At 72.9% G+C, this 20,767-nt stretch carries 24 protein-coding genes and 1 pseudogene; 13 read left to right on the top strand and 12 right to left on the bottom strand.

The window, feature by feature from the left end:
- Positions 1–17: 17 nt before the first annotated feature.
- Both AC1C2V_RS15145 and AC1C2V_RS15140 read left to right on the top strand, forming a co-directional pair.
- A complete protein-coding gene (locus AC1C2V_RS15145) occupies positions 18–815 on the top strand; it encodes an alpha/beta fold hydrolase (RefSeq protein ID WP_495390467.1) in 798 nt (265 codons plus the stop codon).
- Positions 816–919: 104 nt separating this feature from the next.
- Positions 920–1,504, top strand: a complete 585-nt coding sequence (locus AC1C2V_RS15140) for a hypothetical protein (RefSeq protein WP_495390466.1) — start codon at positions 920–922, stop codon at positions 1,502–1,504.
- 55 nt (positions 1,505–1,559) lie between these two features.
- Here AC1C2V_RS15140 and AC1C2V_RS15135 read toward each other — a convergent pair whose 3' ends face one another.
- The 7 genes and pseudogenes from AC1C2V_RS15135 to AC1C2V_RS15105 form a co-directional block, all read right to left on the bottom strand.
- On the bottom strand, positions 1,560–1,856 hold the full coding sequence (locus AC1C2V_RS15135) for a DUF4143 domain-containing protein (RefSeq protein ID WP_495390465.1): 297 nt from the start codon (positions 1,854–1,856) through the stop codon (positions 1,560–1,562).
- A 19-nt stretch (positions 1,857–1,875) separates the two neighbouring features.
- A pseudogene (locus AC1C2V_RS15130) lies at positions 1,876–2,022 on the bottom strand (DUF8612 domain-containing protein); the annotation flags it as partial.
- A gap of 12 nt (positions 2,023–2,034) precedes the next feature.
- Positions 2,035–2,394, bottom strand: coding sequence for an AAA family ATPase (locus AC1C2V_RS15125; protein WP_495390464.1), 360 nt, complete (start codon positions 2,392–2,394; stop codon positions 2,035–2,037).
- 321 nt (positions 2,395–2,715) lie between these two features.
- Positions 2,716–4,566 carry a glutamine--fructose-6-phosphate transaminase (isomerizing) gene (gene glmS / locus AC1C2V_RS15120; RefSeq protein ID WP_495390463.1) on the bottom strand — a complete coding sequence of 617 codons (1,851 nt, stop codon included), beginning with the start codon at positions 4,564–4,566 and terminating at the stop codon, positions 2,716–2,718.
- 13 nt (positions 4,567–4,579) lie between these two features.
- On the bottom strand, positions 4,580–4,840 hold the full coding sequence (locus tag AC1C2V_RS15115) for a hypothetical protein (RefSeq protein WP_495390462.1): 261 nt from the start codon (positions 4,838–4,840) through the stop codon (positions 4,580–4,582).
- 61 nt (positions 4,841–4,901) lie between these two features.
- Positions 4,902–5,942 carry a YdcF family protein gene (locus tag AC1C2V_RS15110; protein ID WP_495390461.1) on the bottom strand — a complete coding sequence of 347 codons (1,041 nt, stop codon included), beginning with the start codon at positions 5,940–5,942 and terminating at the stop codon, positions 4,902–4,904.
- A gap of 121 nt (positions 5,943–6,063) precedes the next feature.
- The gene (locus AC1C2V_RS15105; protein WP_495390460.1) at positions 6,064–6,552 is read right to left on the bottom strand and encodes a MarR family winged helix-turn-helix transcriptional regulator; all 489 of its coding nucleotides are present in this window, start codon (positions 6,550–6,552) and stop codon (positions 6,064–6,066) included.
- 105 nt (positions 6,553–6,657) lie between these two features.
- Here AC1C2V_RS15105 and AC1C2V_RS15100 point away from each other — a divergent pair, with 105 nt between their 5' ends.
- Both AC1C2V_RS15100 and AC1C2V_RS15095 read left to right on the top strand, forming a co-directional pair.
- Positions 6,658–8,142: an MFS transporter gene (locus tag AC1C2V_RS15100; protein ID WP_495390459.1), complete on the top strand. Its 1,485-nt coding sequence runs from the start codon at positions 6,658–6,660 to the stop codon at positions 8,140–8,142.
- 145 nt (positions 8,143–8,287) lie between these two features.
- Positions 8,288–8,707: a VOC family protein gene (locus AC1C2V_RS15095; protein ID WP_495390458.1), complete on the top strand. Its 420-nt coding sequence runs from the start codon at positions 8,288–8,290 to the stop codon at positions 8,705–8,707.
- Positions 8,708–8,710: 3 nt separating this feature from the next.
- On the opposite strand, the gene AC1C2V_RS15090 is transcribed toward AC1C2V_RS15095, so the two are convergent.
- The 3 genes from AC1C2V_RS15090 to AC1C2V_RS15080 are packed head-to-tail and all read right to left on the bottom strand — an operon-like array spanning position 8,711 to position 11,740.
- Positions 8,711–9,931: an MFS transporter gene (locus AC1C2V_RS15090; protein ID WP_495390457.1), complete on the bottom strand. Its 1,221-nt coding sequence runs from the start codon at positions 9,929–9,931 to the stop codon at positions 8,711–8,713.
- Positions 9,924–11,165, bottom strand: a complete 1,242-nt coding sequence (locus AC1C2V_RS15085; RefSeq protein WP_495390456.1) for an MFS transporter — start codon at positions 11,163–11,165, stop codon at positions 9,924–9,926. Before AC1C2V_RS15085 ends, AC1C2V_RS15090 begins: the two co-directional genes overlap by 8 nt.
- The gene (locus AC1C2V_RS15080) at positions 11,162–11,740 is read right to left on the bottom strand and encodes a TetR/AcrR family transcriptional regulator (RefSeq protein ID WP_495390455.1); all 579 of its coding nucleotides are present in this window, start codon (positions 11,738–11,740) and stop codon (positions 11,162–11,164) included. Before AC1C2V_RS15080 ends, AC1C2V_RS15085 begins: the two co-directional genes overlap by 4 nt.
- Positions 11,741–11,929: 189 nt before the next feature.
- Here AC1C2V_RS15080 and AC1C2V_RS15075 point away from each other — a divergent pair, with 189 nt between their 5' ends.
- Entirely contained in the window at positions 11,930–12,778 is an 849-nt protein-coding gene (locus AC1C2V_RS15075; protein ID WP_495390454.1) for an alpha/beta fold hydrolase, read from the top strand.
- Here the strand turns inward: AC1C2V_RS15075 and AC1C2V_RS15070 are convergent.
- On the bottom strand, positions 12,702–13,940 hold the full coding sequence (locus AC1C2V_RS15070) for a low temperature requirement protein A (protein WP_495390453.1): 1,239 nt from the start codon (positions 13,938–13,940) through the stop codon (positions 12,702–12,704). The genes AC1C2V_RS15075 and AC1C2V_RS15070 overlap by 77 nt on opposite strands.
- Before the next feature lie 79 nt (positions 13,941–14,019).
- Here AC1C2V_RS15070 and AC1C2V_RS15065 point away from each other — a divergent pair, with 79 nt between their 5' ends.
- The 7 genes from AC1C2V_RS15065 (at position 14,020) to AC1C2V_RS15035 (ending at position 18,961) form a co-directional block, all read left to right on the top strand.
- Positions 14,020–14,679 carry a hypothetical protein gene (locus tag AC1C2V_RS15065; RefSeq protein WP_495390452.1) on the top strand — a complete coding sequence of 220 codons (660 nt, stop codon included), beginning with the start codon at positions 14,020–14,022 and terminating at the stop codon, positions 14,677–14,679.
- Positions 14,680–14,767: 88 nt separating this feature from the next.
- Positions 14,768–15,259: a DUF2975 domain-containing protein gene (locus tag AC1C2V_RS15060; RefSeq protein ID WP_495390451.1), complete on the top strand. Its 492-nt coding sequence runs from the start codon at positions 14,768–14,770 to the stop codon at positions 15,257–15,259.
- The gene (locus tag AC1C2V_RS15055) at positions 15,259–15,483 is read left to right on the top strand and encodes a helix-turn-helix domain-containing protein (RefSeq protein WP_495390450.1); all 225 of its coding nucleotides are present in this window, start codon (positions 15,259–15,261) and stop codon (positions 15,481–15,483) included. The genes AC1C2V_RS15060 and AC1C2V_RS15055 overlap by 1 nt, the downstream gene beginning before the upstream one ends.
- Complete coding sequence (locus AC1C2V_RS15050) at positions 15,476–16,597, top strand: NAD(P)/FAD-dependent oxidoreductase (protein WP_495390449.1); 1,122 nt, start codon at positions 15,476–15,478, stop codon at positions 16,595–16,597. Before AC1C2V_RS15055 ends, AC1C2V_RS15050 begins: the two co-directional genes overlap by 8 nt.
- Before the next feature lie 9 nt (positions 16,598–16,606).
- Entirely contained in the window at positions 16,607–17,248 is a 642-nt protein-coding gene (locus AC1C2V_RS15045) for a LysE family translocator (RefSeq protein WP_495390448.1), read from the top strand.
- A 184-nt stretch (positions 17,249–17,432) separates the two neighbouring features.
- On the top strand, positions 17,433–18,521 hold the full coding sequence (locus AC1C2V_RS15040; RefSeq protein WP_495390447.1) for an acyl-CoA desaturase: 1,089 nt from the start codon (positions 17,433–17,435) through the stop codon (positions 18,519–18,521).
- A gap of 80 nt (positions 18,522–18,601) precedes the next feature.
- Complete coding sequence (locus tag AC1C2V_RS15035; RefSeq protein WP_495390446.1) at positions 18,602–18,961, top strand: LapA family protein; 360 nt, start codon at positions 18,602–18,604, stop codon at positions 18,959–18,961.
- Between the two features lie 74 nt (positions 18,962–19,035).
- Here AC1C2V_RS15035 and AC1C2V_RS15030 read toward each other — a convergent pair whose 3' ends face one another.
- Positions 19,036–20,055 carry a zinc-dependent alcohol dehydrogenase family protein gene (locus AC1C2V_RS15030; protein ID WP_495390445.1) on the bottom strand — a complete coding sequence of 340 codons (1,020 nt, stop codon included), beginning with the start codon at positions 20,053–20,055 and terminating at the stop codon, positions 19,036–19,038.
- A gap of 269 nt (positions 20,056–20,324) precedes the next feature.
- Between AC1C2V_RS15030 and AC1C2V_RS15025 the strand changes: the two genes are divergently transcribed.
- A complete protein-coding gene (locus tag AC1C2V_RS15025) occupies positions 20,325–20,687 on the top strand; it encodes a nuclear transport factor 2 family protein (protein ID WP_495390444.1) in 363 nt (120 codons plus the stop codon).
- Positions 20,688–20,767 lie beyond the last annotated feature (80 nt).

The following is a 20,767-nucleotide window of genomic DNA, read 5'->3' as shown; positions in this document are numbered from 1 at the left end:
TCCCTAGGGTGGGCACCATGCCGCACGCGATCGCCGACGACTCCGCATCGATCGCCTATCAGGTGCGGGGAGAGGGCCCCGCGCTGGTGCTGCTCGCCGGGCAGGCGAACTCGCACCGCTGGTGGGACCCGGTCCGCGACGGGCTCGGCACCGGCCGGCGCACCGTCACCCTCGACTGGCGCGGCACGGGCGACTCGGCGCCCACCGACCCCGCGCTCACCACGCGGCGCCTCGCGGGCGACGTCGCCGCCGTCCTCGACGACCTGCGTCTCGAGCGTGCCGACGTGTACGGGACATCGATGGGCGGGCGGGTCGCGCAGTGGTTCGCGATCGACCACGCGCACCGGCTCGGCCGGCTCGTGCTGGGCTGCACGACCCCCGGCGGCGAGCACGCCGTCGAGCGGTCCCTCGACGTGCGCCGCTCGGTGGCGCAGCCGGACCGCCGGGCCGCCCGCCGCGCCCTGCTGGAGCTCATGTACACCCCGGCGTGGCTGGCCGACCACCCCGGCCCGACGACGGTCGAGGGCGACCCGTCGATGACGCCGCAGGCCCGGCGCGACCACCTGCGCGCCAGCCAGGGTCACGACGCCTGGCGCCACCTGCCCGACGTCCTGGCGCCCACGCTCGTGCTGCACGGGGCGGACGACGTGCTGGCGCCCGCGGTCAACGCGAGCCTGCTCGGCGAGCGGATCCCGGGAGCCCTCGTCGAGGTGCTGCCCGGGCTGAGGCACGCCTACTTCCACGAGGGCGAGGCGCTGGCCACGCCGCTCGTGCGCGGGTTCCTCGACGGCGTCGCGACCCCGGCGAAACCCTGAGCCACCCCTGAGTTCGTCCTCCTCCCCCGGTCGTACGCGCGGGGCGGCAGGTTCCGCTCACGGGCCGACGACGGCGTGACCTGCGGGTTCGTAGCGTCGTCGGCATGACGCAGCAGCAGAGCAGCACCGAGCCCAGCATCGAGACCAGCATCGAGACCACGCCCCTCACCACCACCCCCGAGCGCCGCTACCGCGCCGTCGGCCTGCTGGCCCTTGCGGCCGGCGTCATCATCTCCACCAGCGCCTGCGCGGGCATCACCCAGGCTTTGAGCGAGCGGAACGCCGGGCACACCAGGGCCTTCACGTACGACAGCGGCAAGGACGGCAAGGACGACGCCGGCCTGCCCGCGTGGGTGCCCGACGGCGCGTCCGACGTCCGCGGCGTCTTCCGCACCACGGGCGACGAGGTCATCCTCACCATGGACGCCGATCTGACCGAGCTGCCCGACACCTGCCGGCCGGTGGACGACGCCCACCCTCTCGCCGCCGAGCCCACCCGCGGCGACCTGAAGCCCGAGGACTACCGCACCGACTCCACGCTCAAGGCCGGCTGGTGGACCGCCGGGCAGGAGCAGGACGCCACGTTCGACTGCGACGGCTGGTGGGTGGGGACGGTCGACGGCGCGCTCTTCGCCTTCACGCCCGAGCTCTCCGACGTGAAGATCGAGGACCAGCCCGACCCCGCCTGACCCGCCCCGATCCGTGTCGACGCTCAGGAAACGCGCAGCTGTTCGACGAGGCGCCTCAGGCCGATGACAACGGCCCACGAGCCGAGTACTCGTCCTCCCCCGGGTGGACGTCGTGAAACGGCTGGTACCGGTCGCCGGCCGCATCGATCAAGCATTCGACCGCGAAGCTCTCGTAGCTGGCCCCCGCGACCGGATGACCCAGCAGGGCGTCGTGCGCGTTGATGTCGAGCAGCGCGTGCAACAGCCCGCTGTCCCTGACATGCACCTTGGGGACCCTCGTCACCCGCTTCCCGATGTTGGCGTGCCAGGGCTGAAGGCGCCGGACCAGACCGAGGTCGACGAGCAGATCCACGTACCGGGGTGACCGTGGGGCCACTGACGCCGAGACTCTGGGCGAGCGCGCTGGCGTTGAGCAGTCCGCCGCTCGAGTGCGCGAGCATCGTCCACAGTCGTCGGAGCGTCGTGGCAGGGATCCGCGGGGCGAACATCGGCACGTCCCACTCCAGGTACGAGCGCACGAGGTCGTACCGCTACTGCAGGGACGCGGCGTCGTCCGTCGCCGTGAGCGAGTCCGGGAATCCCCCACGAACCCAGAGGGCATCTGGGTCGATTCCCACAGCGTGCGCCTCGTCGACGTTGACGCCACCCAGCTCCACGAATGAGACGCGGCCCGCGAGGCTCTCGGACGAGAGCTGGAGCAGGTCGAGCGCCGCCGAACCGAGCAGGAGGAACTGCCCGGCACGGAAGCCGGACCTCCGGTTGTCGTCGATCACCCCTCGCAAGGTCTCCGTCAGCGCCGGTACCCGCTGGACCTCCTCGAGCACTGCGAGCCTCGGCGCCTGCGAGCGGAGGTAGGCATCGGCGTCGGCCTGGCGGGGCCCCAGGAGCACGACGGAGGGCGTCGATTCGAGACGACGTCGGACGAGATCTTGCGCGATCCGAGGAATCGCGTGCAGAGGTAACAACTGCTGCTTCATTTGCACCCCTTGGCGCCGAGCGGAACCCGTCCCGCGAACGGAACTTGACCCGGGCCGGCCTCGCCGGGAGCGGCGTGCGCACCGCGAACCGGCGGTCGAGCCTGTCGAGATCCGGGTTTCGACAGGCTCAACCAGCGGTCGTCCCGGTTTCGACAGGCTCAACCAGCGGTCGTCCCGGTTTCGACAGGCTCAACCAGCGGTCGTCCCGGTTTCGACAGGCTCGACCAGCGGTCGTCACTCGACGGTGACCGACTTCGCCAGGTTGCGCGGCCGGTCCACGTCCTCGCCGAGGGCGACGGCCGCGTGGTAGCCGAGCAGCTGGGTGGGGATGGTCAGCAGGATCGGGTCGAGCTCCACCTCGTTGCGCGGTACCTCGATGCGCCGGGTGACGGCGTCGCCCAGCTCGACGCCGGGGTGGGTGATCGCGACGACGACTCCCCCGCGGGCGCGGATCTCCTGCGCGGCGGTGATGTTGCGCTCCAGGAGGTCGTCGTCGGGGACGATGGCGACCGTCGGCAGCTCGGGGCTGATGAGGGCGAGCGGGCCGTGCTTGAGCTCGCTCGTCGGGTACGCCTCGGCGTGGCGGTAGGTGATCTCCTTGAACTTCTGCGCGCCCTCGCGGGCGACGGGGTAGCCGCGCACCCGGCCGATGAAGAACAGGCTCGGCGACGGCGCGAGCTCCTTGGCGGCGGTCGCGAGGTCTTCCTCGTCGGCGAGGATCTGCGCGATCTGCCCCGGGATGGCGCGCAGCCCGGCGATGATCCGCTTGCCGTCGGCGTGGGACAGGTCGTGCACGCGGCCGAGGGCGAGCGCCAGCAGCGCGAAGCCGACCGACATGTGCGTGAGCGCCTTGGTGGAGGCGACGGCGATCTCCGGGCCGGCGTGCAGGTAGACCCCGCCGTCGACCTCGCGGGCGATGGACGACCCGACGGCGTTGACGAGCCCGACGACGGTGCCGCCCTTGCGCTGGATCTCGCGGACGGCGAAGAGGGTGTCCGCGGTCTCGCCGGACTGGCTCACCACCACGTAGAGGGTGCTCGGCTCGATGATCGGGTTGCGGTAGCGGAACTCGCTCGCCGGCTCGGCGTCCGCGGGGATACGGGCCAGGTCCTCGATCATCGACGCCCCGAGCTGCCCCACGTAGTACGCGGAGCCGCAGCCGAGGACCTTCACGCGCGTGAAGCGACGCATCTCGCGGGGGTCGAGATTGAGACCGTCGAGCTTGGCGGTGCCGAACCGGTCGTCCAGGCGCCCCGAGAGCATCCGCTTCACGGACTCGGGCTGCTCGTGGATCTCCTTGTGCATGAAGTGCGCGTGCCCGTCCAGCTCCAGCTCCTCGACGGTGAGGTCGATGGTGACGGCCGAGCGCGCGGTGTGCTCCTCGTCGGCGGTGAAGGTGCGGAAGCCGTCGGACGTCACGGAGGCGAAGTCGCCGTCGTCGAGCAGCACCACCTGGCTGGTGTGCCGCACGATCGCCGAGGCGTCGGACGCCACGAACATCTCGCCGTCACCCACGCCGAGCAGCAACGGCGAGCCGTTGCGCGCCACGACGACGCGGTCGGGGTTCTCGACGTCGAGCACCGCGAGGGCGTAGGTACCGTCGATCTGCGCGACGGCGGCGCGCACGGCGTCCTCGAAGCCGAGGCCGTGACCGTCCTGACCGGCGAGCTCGCGCGCCACCAGGTGCGCCACGACCTCGGTGTCGGTGTCGGACGCGAGCTCCACGCCCTCGCCCGCGAGCCGCGAGCGCAGCACCGCGAAGTTGTCGATGATCCCGTTGTGCACCACGTGCACGCGCCCGTCGAACGACGTGTGCGGGTGGGCGTTGGCCTCGCTGGGCACGCCGTGCGTGGCCCACCGCGTGTGCCCGATGCCGGTGGTGCCGGCCAGCCGTGCCGGGAGGGCGGCCTCAAGCTCGCGCACGCGGCCCTTGGCCCGCACGACGCGCGACGGGTGCGCCGTCGAGCGCGGGTTGAGCACGGCGATGCCCGCCGAGTCGTAGCCGCGGTACTCCAGTCGCGTGAGGCCCTCGACGAGGACGGGTGCTGCTTGCTGGGGGCCGACGTAGCCGACGATTCCGCACATGGGACTGGTGCTCCTAGCCGTAGATGGCGCGACGGACCTGGCGCTCGGTGAGCTCCGGAGCCGCGACGAGGCGGTCGCGCAGCTCGGCGGCGATCTGCGCGTAGATCTCCTCGTTGCGGTACCCGTAGGTGCGCAACGACGCGTGCCGGCGCCGCACGTACTCCTCGACCGGCTCGCGGTACCAGGCGAGGACGTCCTCGACCACGCGCGCTGCCTCGGAGGTGGACAGGCCCGTGGAGGTCGCGATGCGGGCGACGAGCTCGGCGTCGATCACCCGGACATCATGCACCCGCGAGATGTGAGCAGCCAGAATCTGCCCGAAATCGGGCAGGAACCTAGGCGCCGGCCAGGATCGTCGTTCCGACCAGGGTCGCGCCGGCCCCGGCGACGACGATCAGCGCGGCCGCGACGACGTGGACGGCCGGACGGCGGCGCAGCACGGCGATGAACTCGCGCAGATACGCGCTGGGGAAGAAGTAGCCCGCCGTCGGGGCGCCGACCGCGTGCACGTCGAGGCCGAGGTCCATCGCCTCCAGCGCCGCGCGGGGCACGTGGTAGTTGTTCGTCGCCACGAGGTAGGGGCCGCCCACGCCGTGACCACGCAGCAGCGCCACGCCGTACGTGAGGTTCTCCCGCGTGGTGCGGGCCCGGTCCTCCACCAGCACCTGCTGCGCGGGCACGCCCCGGTCGGCCAGCCACGCGGCCATCGCCACGCCCTCGGGCCGCTCCTCGTCCGCGCCCTGGCCGCCGGACGGCACGATCGGCACGGCCCCGAGCCGCTCCGCGGCCCCCACCGCCGTCGCCAACCGCGCTGCGAGCAGCGGCGGCACGCGCCCACCCACCACCCTCGAGCCCAGCACGATCACGCCGTTCGCCTCCACCCGGGCGGCGAATCGCCGATAGAGCACGGTCTGGGCGGCGAAGCCCAGGAACGTGAACCCCAGCCACGCCGTCGCCAGCAGCACCGCCGTCGCCAGGCCCCACGACCACGACTCCCGCAACAGGAAGAGCGCCACCACGGCCACCGGGGCGACGAGCAACACCAGCCCGGCCACGAGGGACAGCAGGTTGCCGAGACTGCGGCGCTCACGACGCACCATGGTGACGCCGTTGAGCACCAGGAACGCCGGCAGCGCGAGCAGCGCCAGGGCCAGCACCCCCGTGACCGCGAAGACGACCCAGCCGAGGGCGTTCGCGCCTCCGGGGACCAGGGATACGAGCGAGGTGGCGAGCCCCGCCGCGGTGTACACGACCGCGATGAGCAGGAACCCGTTGCGCAACCGCCGCCGGTCCTGCCGCAGCGACCTGCCGAGCCACACGCCCCAGAAGGCCGTCGCGAGGGCCGCCGAGACGACCGCGCCGTCGTCGGCGCTCATGCGCGCACCCGCCGCGCTGCGGGTGCGTCGTGCCTGGTCGAGCAGTGCCTGGTCGTGCCGTGCGCCATGCGGTGCCTCCTGGGTCGGGACAGGGCCGCACACGAGGATAGGCGGGCGTCAGTCAGTCGGGATGCCCGCCGCGCACCGCCTCGCCGTAGGCGCCGACGAACTCCTCCAGCAACTCGAGGAACCGCACCGTCCCCCGCTCGCCCAGCGCGTCGAGGCCGCCGCCGAAGGCGTCGAGCGCGACCGACGTGGCTTGCTCGAACGCGTCGAGCCCCTGCTCGGTCGGCTCGATGAGCCGCGCGGGGCGGCCGGGCTCCGTGAACCGGTGCAGCAGCCCCGCGTCGATCGCCGCATTGACCTGCCGGTTGACGGTCGACTGCTCCAGCCCGAGGGTGTCGGAGATCTCGCGCAGCGTGCGCGGGCGCCGGTCCGACAGCAGCCACAGGAGCCGCCCGTCGGCCGTGCCGAGGGGGCTGCGGTGCTCGGCGACGCGCCGGTGCAGGTCGAGCCGGTAGAGCAGCGACGCGACGGCCCGGTCGGGGGTGAGCGGGAGCTCGCTCAGGCGGTCGCGGGTGCTGGTGGACGACGAGGTGGCGGGCGTCATCGGGGCCTCCTGGCGGTCGGTCGCGGCCGAGCGGGTTGGCGGATCGGTGATATGTAGGTAGCATACACAGCTGGATATGTAATTTACACAAAGATCGAAGGTCTGATGAACGCCTCCCCCAGCCCCTCCGCGTCGGGGCTGATGACGAACCGCCGCGCGGTCGCCGTCATCCTCGTCCTCGGCTTCAGCAGCCTGTGCGCAGCCCTGATGCAGTCGCTCGTCATCCCCATCCAGAGCGAGCTGCCGGAGCTGCTCGGCACCTCCGCCAGCAACGCCTCCTGGGTGGTCACCGCGACGCTCCTCGGCGGCGCCGTCGCGATGCCCGTCACCGGCCGGCTCGCCGACATGTACGGCAAGAAGCCGGTGATGGCCATCTCCGGCGGCATCCTGGTGATCGGCTCGCTCGTGTGCGCGGTGTCCGACTCCGTCGGCCCCGTCCTCGTGGGCCGTGTGCTGCAGGGCATCGCGATGGGGTACATCCCCGTCGCGATCAGCATGGTCCGCGAGATCGCGCCCCCGCACCTGCGCAACACCGCCGTGGCGGGCATCAGCGCCACGCTCGGCGTCGGCGGCGCGCTCGGCCTGCCGCTCGCGGCATGGATCGCCCAGGACTTCGACTGGCACACCCTCTTCTGGGTGTCCGCCGCGCTCGCCGTGATCATGGCGGCCCTCACCGTCACCGTCGTGCCGCACGTGCGCGACGGCCACCCGGGCCGCCTCGACGTGGTCGGCGCCCTCGGGCTCGCCGTCGGCCTGGTCGCCGTGCTCGTCGGCGTCTCCAAGGGCAACGACTGGGGCTGGGCCGAGGCCAGCACGCTCGGGATGATCGGCGGAGGGATCGCCGTCCTGCTCCTGTGGGGCTGGTACGAGCTGCGCCACCGCGACCCGCTCGTCGACCTGCGCACCAGCGCGAAGAAGCCCGTGCTGTTCACGAACATCGCCGCCGTGCTCATCGGCTTCGGCATGATGGCACAGTCCATCGTCGTGCCGCAGCTGCTCCAGATGCCCGAGGCCACCGGCTACGGGCTCGGCCAGACGATCCTGCAGGCCGGCCTGTGGATGGCCCCCGGCGGTATCGTGATGATGCTCTTCACGCCGTTGTCCTCCCGGATGCTGACCCGGCTCGGCGGGCGCTCCACCCTCTCGATCGGCGCCGGGGTGCTGGCGCTCGGCTACGTCGTCGCGGTGTTCATGATGAACGCGCCGTGGCAGCTGCTGCTCGCCTCGTGCGTCGCGTCCGCGGGCGTCGGGATCGGCTACGCGGCCATGCCGACGCTGATCCTCAACAACGTCCCGGCCTCCGAGTCCGCGGCGAGCGTCGGGCTCAACAGCCTCATGCGCTCGATGGGCACCACCGTCGCGGGCGCCGTCATGGCGATGATCCTCACCAGCCAGACCATCGTCCTGGCACCCGGCACACCCGCCATCCCGGCCCAGGGCGCGTTCACGCTCTGCTTCGTCGTCGGCGCGCTCGCCGCGGCCGGCGGCGCCCTGATCGTGCTGCTCATCCCCCGGCAGCGGAAGGCCCACGACGACGGCGGTCGGCACCTGCGGGCCGCCCCGGAGGACGAGGCGGCGCTGGTCGGCTGAGACGGAGGTGCAGCGCAGGGTGGGTGGGTGCCGAGGGACGAGGCGCCCGCCCGAAGCGGAACCGCAGGCTCGGCCGATAGCAGGTTCGGCTGAGGCACCGGATATTCGCTTGGCTCGCGGCGCGACGTCGTGCTCTGATACCTGGATGACCTCACGCATCTCGCACACGACGTTCGACGCCCGCGACGCCTACGCGCAGTCCGTCTTCTGGGCCGCCGTGCTCGGCTACACGGGCGTGCCGGGCGAGCCCGACGAGCCGGGGGACGAGGAGTGCATGATCGTGCCGCCCGCCGGCCACGACGCCCCCGCGGAGAGCCACGGGCGCCTGCTGTTCATCGAGGTGCCCGAGCCCAAGACGGTCAAGAACCGCGCGCACCTCGACCTGCGGCCCACGGACCGCACCCAGGCCGAGGAGGTCGAGCGCCTGCTCGCCCTCGGCGCGACGCAGGTCGCGGACCGCCGGCGGTCCGACGGCGGCGGGTGGGTGGTGCTCGCCGACCCCGAGGGCAACGAGTTCTGCATCCTGCACAGCGACGCCGAGCTCGCGGCCGCCGGGCAGGCCTGACCGCTAGCGCCCGGCGGCCTCGAGGTCCTCGACGGTCGCCGGGTCGCTCGGGCGCGGGTTCGCCGCGCGGGCGGCGAAGGCCGCCACGACAAGCAGCGCGACGACGGCGAGCATCGCTTGCCGCAGCCCCAGGTGCTCGCCGAGGAAGCCGAGCAGTGGCGGCCCGACGAGGAACGCGAGGTACCCGCTCGTCGCGACGGCGCTCACCCGTTCCGCGCCGCGCTCGGGGTCGTCGCCGGCCGCCGAGATCGCGACGGGGAACCCGAGCGACGCACCCAGGCCCCACAGCGCCACGGCGATGCCCGCCATGACCGGGCTGGGCGCGAAGACGACGACGAGCACGCCCACGATCGCGCACACCGCGCTGACCGACAGCACCGCGGCCCGGCCGAAGCGCTCCACCACCGGGCCGCCGCAGAACCGGCCCACCGTCATCGCCGCGGCGAAGCCCGCGAAGACGAGGGAGCCCTGGGTCTCCGAGACGCCGTGGCCGTCCACCATCAGCAGCGGCAGCCAGTCGTTGGCGGAGCCCTCGGCGAACGCCATCGCGAGCACGACGACGCCGATGAGCACGAGCCGGGAGTCGCGCCACACGCTGGGTCGGCGCCCCGGCGGCGCATCCCCCGCGGTGGCCCCGACGACCCGGGACACCTTGCCCGTGCCGGCCGGGATGCCGGGCAGCGCCCAGGACGCGAGCGCCGCCATCACCACGGCCATCCCGAGCAGGTGCCACACCACCGGGAAGTCCACGGCGGTGAGGGCGATGCCGACAAGCGCCCCGATCACCGTGCCGAGGCTGAAGCTGCCGTGCAGCGCGGGCAGCACGGACCGCCCGCTCGCCGCCTCGACGGCCGCGCCCTCGATGTTGAGGCCGATCTCGCCCAGCCCGCCGCCCAGCCCCACGAGCAGGAGGCCGAGGAACGCACCGGCGGCGAGGCCCGCTGCGGCAGCCAGGCCGATGACCCCGACGCCGCAGACGGCCAGCAGGGCGCCGGCCGCGATCACGGGCCGGGCGCCGCGGCGGCGGACGATCGGCCCCGCCGACAGCACGCCCGTCATCGAGCCCACGGACAGCCCGAACAGGATCATCCCCATCCCGGCGGTGGACGCGTCGAGCGCGTCCCGCACGGCCGGGGTGCGGGTGATCCACGACGACATCCCCAGCCCGACCAGCAGCGTGAAGGCGAACAGCGACAGCCGATGACGGCGGAACGGGTCAGCCACGGTGCGGCACCTCCGTGCGGCGGCCGCCCAGGGCGGACGCTGCGGTCACGACGACGACGGCCGCCAGGGGGACGATGAGCAGGCCGGTGCGCACGCTGGTGGCGTCGGCGACGACGCCCACGATCGGCGGGGTGAGCAAGAACCCCAGGCGCATCAACCAGGTGACGACGGTCAGCCCGGTGCCGGCTCGCAGGCCCGGCAGCTCGTCGGCCGCGTGCATCGCCGCAGGGACGACCGTGGCGACGCCGAAGCCCGCCGTCGCGAAGCCTGCCACCGTGCCCGGCACGGACGGGAACGCGAGCGCCAGGCCCATCCCGACCGCCACGAGGACGCCCCCGGCGCGCACCACGGCGCGCTGGCCGAAGCGGTCGACGAGGCGGTCGCCCGTCGCGCGCCCCACGAACTGTGCGGCCATGAACGCGACGAACGCGGTGGCCGCGACCGCCCCGGCCGCGCCGAGCGAGCCCGAGAGGTAGACGGCGGCCCACGAGTTGCCGGCCTCCTCCACCACGGTGCCGCCGATCGCCAGGAGCACGAACGCCGCCAGCACGAGCATCGTGCGACCGGGCAGACGACCGGCCAGACGGCCGGCCAGACGGCCGGGCGTCGGCTCGTGTGCGTCGGGCGCACGGTCCGACACCCGGCCGTCCACGCCCGGCAGGCAGAAGCGCAGCGTGACGAGGGCGACCGCGCTGAAGAGCACCCCGGTGATCGCGAGGTGCACGCCGCGGGGCAGGTCGAGCGCGATCGCCCCGGCCGCCATCGCGCCGCCGATCACGCACCCGACGGACCACAGGGCATGGAAGGAGTTGAAGATCGAGCGGCCGTAGCGCCGCTGGACCCGCAGGCCGTGCGCGTTCTGGCCGACGTCGGTCAGGGCGTCCATCGCCCCGGCCGCAAAGAGCGCGACGACGAAGGCCGCGAGCGCCGGCGCGACGCCGGCGCACAGCACGCCGACGCTCGTGGCGACCGTGCCGAGCACCGCCACCCGGGCGGAGCCGACGCGGCGCACGAGCATCCCCGCGAAGAGGCCCGACGCGATCGCGCCCGCGGGGAAGGCGATGACCGCCAGCCCGTACGCGGTGTTGCTCAGGTCCAGGTCCGCCTTGATCTGCGGGTACCGGGGCAGCAGGTTGGCGAACAGGGCGCCGTTCGTGAGAAACAGCAGGGCCACCGCGACGCGTGCGCGGCGGGCCACCTGGTCGGGCCGGCGGGTCGTCGTGCCGGTGCTCATGGGATGTCCCTCGGGGTGGTCTCGGGTGCGTGCGCGACGCGCCGGACGGCGTCGACGACGTCGGAGTCGTCGGCGGGCTCGGTGTCCAGCGCACGGTGGATCGTCATGCCCTCGATGAGCGCGTCCAGGATGCGCGTCGTCGCGGGGTCGAAGTGGCGCTCGAGCGCCGCGCGGCTGCTGCGCATCCAGGAGTAGGTCAGCGTGCGGTAGCCGGGCTCGCGCGCCGCCAGGGTGTAGAGCTCGTGGGTGAGGACGAGGTCGCGCTGGGTGACGAAGACGTCGCGGGTGATGAGCCGGACGACGGCGTCGACCGCCGCCTCGCGGTCCGCCGCGTCGGCCATGCGCTGCTCGAACGTCGTGGCGAGCTGCTGGGCGAACCGTCCGAACGCCTCGCGCAGCAGCTCCTCCATCCCGTCGAAGTGGTAGGTCATCGACCCGAGCGGGACGTCCGCCGCCGCGGCGACCCGGCGGTGCGACGTGCCCGCGACGCCGTGCTCCGCGATGACGTCCAGGCACGCGTCGATGATCCGGTCGCGACGCCCGGGATCGGTGCGGCGCGCGCGACGCTCAGGCACGCGCCGGCTCGTTGTCGCCCAGCGTGATGGGCTTCGCCGCGACATACAGGTCGCCCGCGAGCATGCGTTCGTGGTTCGTGTGGGGGTCGCCGGCGAAGTGGTCCGCGGTCATGCGTACGATCGTACACAGCGCTCGTCGGCGTGCCGGACCCACTGGTGGCCGCCCGGAGCGTCGCTATCATCCCTTTCGTGCATCCGACTCTCGTCCTCGTCCACGGGGCCTTCGCCAACTCGTTCTCGTTCGCGCCGCTGCAGGCCGAGCTCGCCCTGCGCGGCGTCCGCTCGCTCGCCGTCGACCTGCCCGGGCACGGCTTCGAGGCCACGTTCCCCGCCGCGTACCAGGCGCCGCAGGACCTCGGCGGCCTCGCGACGACGCCGGGCGCGATCAAGGGCGTGACGCTCGCCGACAACGTTGCCCGCGTGGTCGAGGTGCTCGAACGGGCGAAGGAGCACGGGCCCGTGGTCGCCGTCGCCCACAGCCGCGGCGGCCTCACCTTGACCGCGGTCGCCAACGCCCGCCCCGACCTCGTCGACCGGATGGTCTACGTCTCCGCCTGGGCACCGGTGGAGCTCGACGCCATGGCCTACAACGCCGAGCCCGAGATGGCGACCTTCGACCCGGCCGCGATCGTCGGGGCCGCCGCCGCGAACCCGGCCGACGTCGGGCTGCTGCGGTGCAACTTCCGCACCGCCGACCCGGACGTGCTCGCCGGGCTCAAGCACTCGTTCCTCGCCGACGGCACCGACGACGAGTTCCGCACCTTCCTCACCACGTTCCAGCCGGACGAGAACCTCGACACGGGCACCTCCGACGACGTGGCGCAGGCCGCGACCTGGGGCACGGTCCCCCGCACCTACGTGCGGCTCAGCGAGGACGTGAGCATGCCGGTCGCGATGCAGGACCGGCTGATCCGCGAGGCGGACGCCCTCACGCCGGACAACCCGTACGACGTGCGCACGCTCAGCTCGAGCCACCTCGGCTGGCTGGTGCGCCCCGCCCCCGCCGCCGCGCTCCTCGCGGAGGTCGCGACGCGCTGAGCGGCGGGTGCAGCACCAGCACCACGACGATCGCCACCATGATCACCGCGGTGAGCGTGACGGGGATCGGCACCACCGGGTCGAAGAGCACGAGCAGCGCGCCCAGCGGCACCACCGTGTTGACGACGCGGTCGGCGTTGTCCCGGATCGCGATCCACCAGATGCCGAGCACGAAGACGGCGATGGGGACGGTGACCGTGAACGACGCGCCCACGTCGCTCAGCTCGGAGTGCCCCGTGAGGGCGTCGATCTCCACCTCGATGCCGGCGGAGAACGCGCCCGCCGCGGCGAACACGAAGTAGTGCACGTAGCCGTAGCGCAGCGAACGGCTCAGCCGGCCACCGGCGCCGAGGGCGCGATGGTGCGGCGGCCAGAAATAGATCCACCACAGTGCGGCGGTGACGACGACGGTCAGCACGGCGATGGAGATCAGGGAGCCGAGGTCCTGGTCGTCGTGCAGCGCCTCGATGATCGCGTTGGAGGACGCGAGCAGGCTCTCGCCGAGCAGGATCAGGGTGAACAGGCCGTACCGCTCGGTGATGTGGTGCGGGTGCCACGGCGTCCGGCCGCGGTGCTCCGCGACCACGGGGACGGCGAGCTCGGCCGCCGCGAGGACGATCCACGCCGCCGCCTGCACGCCCTCGGGCAGCACCAGGAGGGCGAGCCAGCAGACCTGCACGACGGCGATGCCCGCGGCGTAGGCGCGCGTCGCGCCGCGCGTCGGCCCGTCGGCGCCGGAGGCGCGCAGCCACTGAGCGATCATCGCCACGCGCATCACGACATACCCGAGGACGACCACGGTGAAGTCGCGGTCGACGAACACCGGCTCGATCCCCGCCGCGAGCACGAGCACGCCGGCCATCTGCACCACGGTGAGCACGCGGTAGAGCCAGTCGTCGGTGTCGAACGACGTGGCGAACCAGGTGAAGTTCATCCAGGCCCACCAGATCGCGAAGAACACCATCCCGTAGGCGGCCAGCCCGGCACCGACGTGCCCCTCGGTGAGCGCGTGGTGCAGCTGGACGGCGGCCGTGCTCACGGCGACCACGAAGACGAGGTCGAAGAACAACTCGAACGTGCTCGCCGTCCGGCCCGGCTCGTGCGGGTCGCGCGCCCGCATCGGCAACAGGCGCGAGCGGGCAGATGTCTCGGGCGTACTCATCGCTCAGTCCTCCGTGGGACGTCGAGGCCGGGGTCCGCGAGCCATCGTGCACCCGGCGCAGGCTTGTTACCGTTCCGGGATGTTCTCGGACCGCAGGCGGCGGCGTGCCGCTCGACGCGTCAAGCCCGGGGACGGGCACGCCCTGAAGCGCTTCCGGTGGTGGCAGCCGTTCTCTCGCGCGCTGCTCCATCTCCACGTCACCGGCGAGGACGGACGGCCGGGAACGTGGTCGGTGGACGTCCGGCTCTGGGGCGACTCGGACGACGGCGAGGTCCGGGCGCGGCTCTACCGCGACGGCCTGCACCAGGCCACCTCCAGGCTCCCGGCCGAGTTCCCCGTGACCGGCGGCACCGTGCAGGTGGTGACCAGCGGCTACGGGCTACGGCGCTGCCACTACGTGACCCACGACGGGCTCGAGCGGCAGCTCGTGCCCGACCCCGCGTCGGCCGAGGGTCGCCGTCAGCGCCTGGAACGCGAGCACCCGGACCTGAGCCGCGCCATGGGGCTCACCTCGGCCGTCGTCCTCCTGCTCGCCCTGGTGCTCGGCGTGCCGCAGATCGTGGAGCAGATCTCGCAGATCCCACCCGTCGCGGAGAACGTCGGCACCTTCACCTCCCCCGTCCAGCTCCCGTCGTGGCTCAACGTCGCGCTCCTGGTGGCCACGCTCGTGGCCAGCACCGAGCGCGCGCTGCGGCTGCGCTATCACTGGCTGCTCGACGGCGGCCTGCTCGACGGCTAGCTCCCCGTCGGCGGAGATCCTGCACAGGACCTGTGAAGCGATCGATATCTATTGACTTTCGATAGGCGATGACGCCAGGCTCGTCCGCATGCCACGCCAGATGTCACGAACCCAGCGCCTCGTCGGACCGCTCCGGGTGCTGCTCGTCGCCGCGTTCGCCGCCCTCGTCGTCACCCAGGTGGCGGTGCTGCCGCCGGGCTTCGCCCGCATGGCCCAGGAGTCGGCCGTGCTCGCACCGCTGCGCTGGCCGCTCCTCGTGCTCACCATGGTGGTGCTCGCGTGCGTCGAGGTGGTGATCCTGTGCACCTGGCGGCTGCTGACGATGGTGCGCGACGACCGGATCTTCTCCGAACACGCGCTCGCCTGGGTGAACGGCATCGTCACCGCCGTCGCCGCCGCCTGGGTGCTGGGGCTCGTCATGTTCGTGCTGCTCGTCGTCTCCGACGGGCTCGACACCCTCGCCGGGCTGCTGCTCGTGGTGCTCGTCGTGGGGTCCGCGGTCGGGTTGCTCATGGTAGTGCTGCGCGCACTGCTGTGGCAGGCCACCTCCCTGCGCACCGACCTCGACGGGGTGATCTGATGCCCATCGTCGTGCGTCTCGACGTGGAGCTCGCCCGCCGCAAGATGAGCGTGGGCGAGTTCGCGGAGCGGGTCGGCCTCACGCCGGCCAACGTCGCGGTGCTCAAGAACGGCCGGGCCAAGGCGGTCCGCTTCGCCACGCTCGACGCCATGTGCCGGGTGCTCGGCTGCCAGCCGGGCGACCTGCTCGAGTGGGTGGACGACAGTGCCGACCCCGATGCCTGACGTCCTCGTCGTCGGGGCCGGGCTGGCCGGGCTGTGGACGGCCAACGAGCTCGCCCGACGGGGGCACGACGTCGTCCTTGCCGAGCGCCGCACCCGCCTCGACGCCACCGTGCGCACCACGGGGATCTTCGTGCGTCGCACGCTGGAGGACTTCGACCTGCCGCCGGAGCACCTCGGCCCGCCGATCCGGCGCATGATGCTCTACCCGCCGTCGCTGCGCCGGCCGGTGACCCTCGACAGCCCGCACGACGAGTTCCGCGTGGGCGACATGGCCCCGCTGTACGTGACGCTCTCCGCGCAGGCGGTCGCCGCGGGCGTGCGGCTCGAGCTGGGCACCCGCTACCTCGGCCGGCGCGACGGCGCCCACCTGCTGCACGGGCCCGGCGGCCCGGTCGCGGTGCGGGCGCGGTACGTCGTCGGGGCCGACGGCGCCCGGTCGGGCGTCGCGCGGGAGCTCGGCCTCGACCGCAACCGCGAGCTGCTGGTCGGCGCCGAGGAGGTCTTCGAGCTGCCGCCGCGAGACTCCGCGACGGTGCCGACATTCCACTGCGTGCTCGACCCGCGCCTCGCGCCCGGCTATCTCGCTTGGGTGCTCGACGACGGCCGGCACGTCCACGTGGGCGTCGCCGGGTACGCCGACCGGTTCCCGCACGGCATGCGGGACGCGCTGCGGCGGTTCGTCGCGACGGCGCCCGGTCTCGAGGGCATCGTCCGGCCCGAGTCAGTCGAGCGGCGCGCCGGCCCCATCCCCGTCGGCGGGCTGCTGCGGCGCATCGCCGGCCCCGACGGGCTGCTGGTCGGCGACGCCGCCGGCGCCGTCTCCCCGCTCACCGCCGGCGGCCTGGACCCGTGCCTGCGGTTGTCCGCGCACGCCGTCGACGTCCTCGACGAGGCCCTGCGCACCGGCGACGCCCGCGCGCTCGCCCGGTACGACGGCGCCGCCCTGCGCGCCCGGTTGCGCGGGCGGCTCACCATGCGGCACGGGCTCTCGCTCGTGCGCACCCGGGCCGCGGCGACCGCCGGGTTCGCGCTGCTGCACACCCCGCCCGGCCGCGCCGCTGCCCGGCGCATCCTCTTCGGGCACGGGTCGTTCCCCGACACGCGGCGGGGCTAGATTGCCGGTGTGCCGCCGACGGACTCCCCCCTCGCCTTCGCCCTCGCCTCGGTGATCCTGATCGCGATCCCGGGCCCGAGCGTGCTGTTCGTGGTCGGCCGGTCGCTGTCGCTGGGCCGCCGGGGCGGGCTGCTGAGCGTGCTCGGCAATGAGCTGGGGGCGCTCGTCCCGATCGCTGCGGTCGCCCTGGGCGTCGGCTCGGTCGTCGCCCAGTCGATAGTCCTGTTCACCGTCGTGAAGCTGCTCGGCGCCGGCTACCTCGCCTACCTCGGCGTCCAGGCGATCCGCCACCGTCGCGACGGGATCGATGCGGCGACGGACGCCAGGGCGTGGCACGCCTCATCAGCGACGCTGCTGCGGCAGGGTTTCGTCGTCGGGGCGACCAACCCCAAGACGATCGTGTTCTTCGTGGCCGCGCTCCCCCAGTTCGTCGACTTCCACGGCGGCGGCGTGCCGGTGCAGATGCTGGTCCTCGGCCTGGTGTTCACGGTGATCGCGCTGGTGTGCGACGGCGCCTGGGCGCTGCTGGCCGGGTCGGCAAGGAAGTGGTTCGCGCGGTCGCCGCGGCGTCTGTCGGCGATCCGCGCCACCGGCGGCGGCATGATGATCGGGCTGGCCGGCAGCCTCGCGCTGGCGCAGAACAAGGCCTGACCTTCCCGGGACGCGCCCGGTCCCCGGGTGTAGCGTCGAATCGTGGGGGATCGACGAATCGGCCCGTACGAGGCCGATCAAGAACGCTCGCGGACGGAGGGACGGCCCTCCGCTACCGACGAGGACGCGTCGAGAGCGCGGTCGTTGGCGCGGTGGGACGACGACGGCGGGGCCGAGGCAGACGATGACCAGCCCGAGTGACCGGCCGGCGGCCGAGACGACCCGCCGCAACCCCGCCCGCCGGGTGACGCGCGACTACTCGGTGCTGGCGAAGGTCGTGCGCGAGTCGGGTCTGCACCGGCGACGCTACGTGTACTACTGGACGCGGCTCCTCGCCACGGTCGCCGCGTTCGCCCTGGTCTGGGTCGGAATCGTGCTGCTCGGCGACACCTGGTGGCAGCTCCTGCTCGCCGCGGCGCTGGCCGTCGTCCTGGCGCAGCTGGCGTTTCTCGGGCACGACAGCTCGCACCGCCAGATCTTCCGGTCGCGGGCGTGGAACGACTGGACCGGCCGCATCCTGGCGAACGTGTTCGTCGGCCTGAGCCACGCGTGGTGGACCAGGAAGCACGACGCCCACCACACGGCGCCGAACCAGGAGGAGCGCGACCCGGACATCTCGCCCGGGGTGATCGCCTTCACGCCAGCGGTCCTGGCGAGCCGCCAGGGATGGCGCCGCTGGTTCGCCCGCCGGCAGGGCTGGTTCTTCTTCCCGCTGCTGACGCTCGAGGGTCTGAACCTCCACGTGGCGAGCGTGCGCACCGTGCTCGGCCGGGGCGCCGTGCCGCACCGCGGGGTGGAGGCCCCGCTGCTCCTGGTCCGCCTCGTCCTCTACGTCGCCGTGCTCGTCGTGCTGCTGCCGCCCCCCATCGCGGGCACCTTCCTCGCCGTGCAGCTCGGCCTGTTCGGCGTGCTCCTCGGCGGCGCTTTCGCCCCGAACCACAAGGGGATGCCCATCGTCCCGGCCGACGCCGACGTCGACTTCCTGCGCCGGCAGGTGCTCATGTCGCGCAACATCCGCGGCAACCTCGTCGTCGACTTCTTCATGGGCGGGCTCAACCGTCAGATCGAGCACCACCTCTTTCCGAGCATGCCGCGACCGAGCCTCCGGCGCGTGCAGCCCCTCGTGCGCGAGTACTGCTCCACCCTCGGCGTCGACTACACCGAGGTCGGCTTCTTCACGTCCTACCGGATCGTCGTCGGCTACCTGAACGACGTCGAGCACCGGGCGCGCGACCCGTTCGCCTGCCCGCTCGCAGCCCAGCTCGGCCGCTGACCGAGCGTACGATCGAAGGATCCGCGGCGAACGTGCCCCCCACCCGAGGTGCGCGGGCCCGGAACCGTTGGGAGGCCGTCATGGCCACCACACCCCCGGTCGCGTCCGCGACCAACGGGAACCCCCGCAAGCCGCCGTCCGGGACGAGCGCACGGCCTCGCGACACCCGCGCGAGCACCCGCCGCACCGAACGTGCCCCGCGCAGCCGTGCCGGCGCCGTCTGGGTCGGCACCTGCATCGCGGCGGTCGTGCTGGTCGCGCTGATCGTCTTCATGCTCCAGAACACCCAGCTGGTGCTGGTCTCGTTCCTGGGGATGCGGGGCACCGTCCCGCTCGCCGGCGCCCTCCTCATCGCGGGGGTCGGCGTCGGCATCATCGCCCTCGTCATCGGCACCGTCCGCATCGCCCAGCTGCGACGGCACCTCCACCAGGGCGACTGAGCGCTCGTCCCCGGCGAGGAGGCCGAGCAGGGCGACGCCGCCCGCGAGAGCTGCGGTCGTGGGTCTCGTGCGCGTCACACGGTGAGCAGGACCTTGGTGGCCCTGCGCTCGTCCATGGCCGCGTAGCCCTCGGCGGCCTGGTCCAGCGGCAGGGTCAGGTCGAAGACCTGGCCCGGGTCGATCTTCCGGTCCCAGATGAGCTGGACCAGCTGGGGCAGGAAGCGGCGCACGGGGGCAGGGCCGCCGTGCAGGTGGATACCCGCCATGAACATGTCGTCGCCGGGCAGCGCGACGTCGTGGGAGACACCGACGAAGCCCATGTGGCCACCGGGCCGGGTGGAGTGGACGGCCTGCATCATCGACTCCTGCGTGCCGACGGCCTCGATCACCGAGTGGGCGCCGAGCCCGTCCGTCAGCTCCTTGATCCGTGCCACGCCCGCGTCGCCGCGCTCCTCGACGATGTCGGTGGCGCCGAACCGGCGGGCCAGGGCCTGCCGGTCGGCATGCCGCGACATCGCGATGATGCGCTCGGCCCCGAGCTGCTTCGCAGCGAGGATGCCGAGCAGCCCGACCGCGCCGTCGCCCACCACGGCGACGGTTTTGCCGGGTCCCGCCTCGGCGGCCACGGCGGCGAACCAGCCGGTGCCGAGCACGTCGGAGGCGGCGAGCAGCGAGGGCACCAGGTCGTCGTCCGGCATCCCAGGCGTGGCGACCAGCGTGCCGTCCGCCAGGGGGATGCGGGCCCGCTCGGACTGGGTGCCGAGGGAGCCCATGGGCACCCGATGCACGCAGTAGGCCTGGTATCCGGCCCGGCAGATCTCGCACGTGTTGTCCGAGGCCCAGAACGAGCCGACGACGAAGTCGCCCGCCTTGACGGTCTGCACGTCGGCGCCGATCTCCTCGACCACACCCACGTACTCATGTCCCATCACGGCGTCGTGGACGGGCTCGACCCCGCGGTAGGGCCACAGGTCGGACCCGCAGATGCAGGTCGCGGTGACCCGGATGATCGCGTCGGTGGACTCGACGATCGTCGGGTCCTCGCGCTCCTCGACCCGTACGTCGCCGGGGGCGTGCAGGATGACTCCGCGCATGGTGGTACTCCGTTCCTTCGGTCGTCTCAAGAGTGGGCGAGCTCCGTGTCGGTAGCAACGCGGGGGTCCGGGCTGGGGGTGTCGACGGCGGGCCGCGGCCGCGCCGCCAGAGTGAGGAGCGCGACGCGGCCCGGCGACCAGCTGCCCCACTGCGAGACCCACGAGGCACGCCGTCACCGTGAGCTGCGCGACCGACGTCGCCGCCCCGCGCTCCGCCGTCAGCGCGGGCAGCGCCGGCAGGTACAGGTCCCGGTACGTAAACTCGGGCGATGAGTCTTCTCGCTGCAGAGCACGCGCTCCAAGCCGCCCAGCGTGCCGGCGACGTCAACGCACTGGAGGCATTGCTGCATCCTCGTTGCGTCGGCGCCGGCCCAGACGGTGTCTTCTCCAAGGAAGACGACCTGGAGAGCTACCGCTCGGGTTTGCTGCAGATCACCCGCCTGGAGGAGGAATCGCTAGACGTCCAGGAGGACGCCTTGAGCGGAGTGACCAGGCTGGTCGCCGCCGTGGATGCGATCCAGGGCGGCACCGCAGTTTCCGCACGGTTGATCTACACGCGCCTCTGGGTGCGTGCAGATGAGGGTTGGCTGGTTCTGGCTGCCACGCTCGTACCCGCCGGTGAGCCTGCCTAGGTGTGATGTCCAGGGAGGTTGTACCGCCCGGCATCGGTGAGTCTGTCTGACAGACGAAGGCCTCCGGTTGTGAAGTGGAG

This window comes from Isoptericola sp. Y541 (genome assembly GCF_059445465.1).
This window is presented reverse-complemented; position numbering and strand designations above follow the sequence as displayed.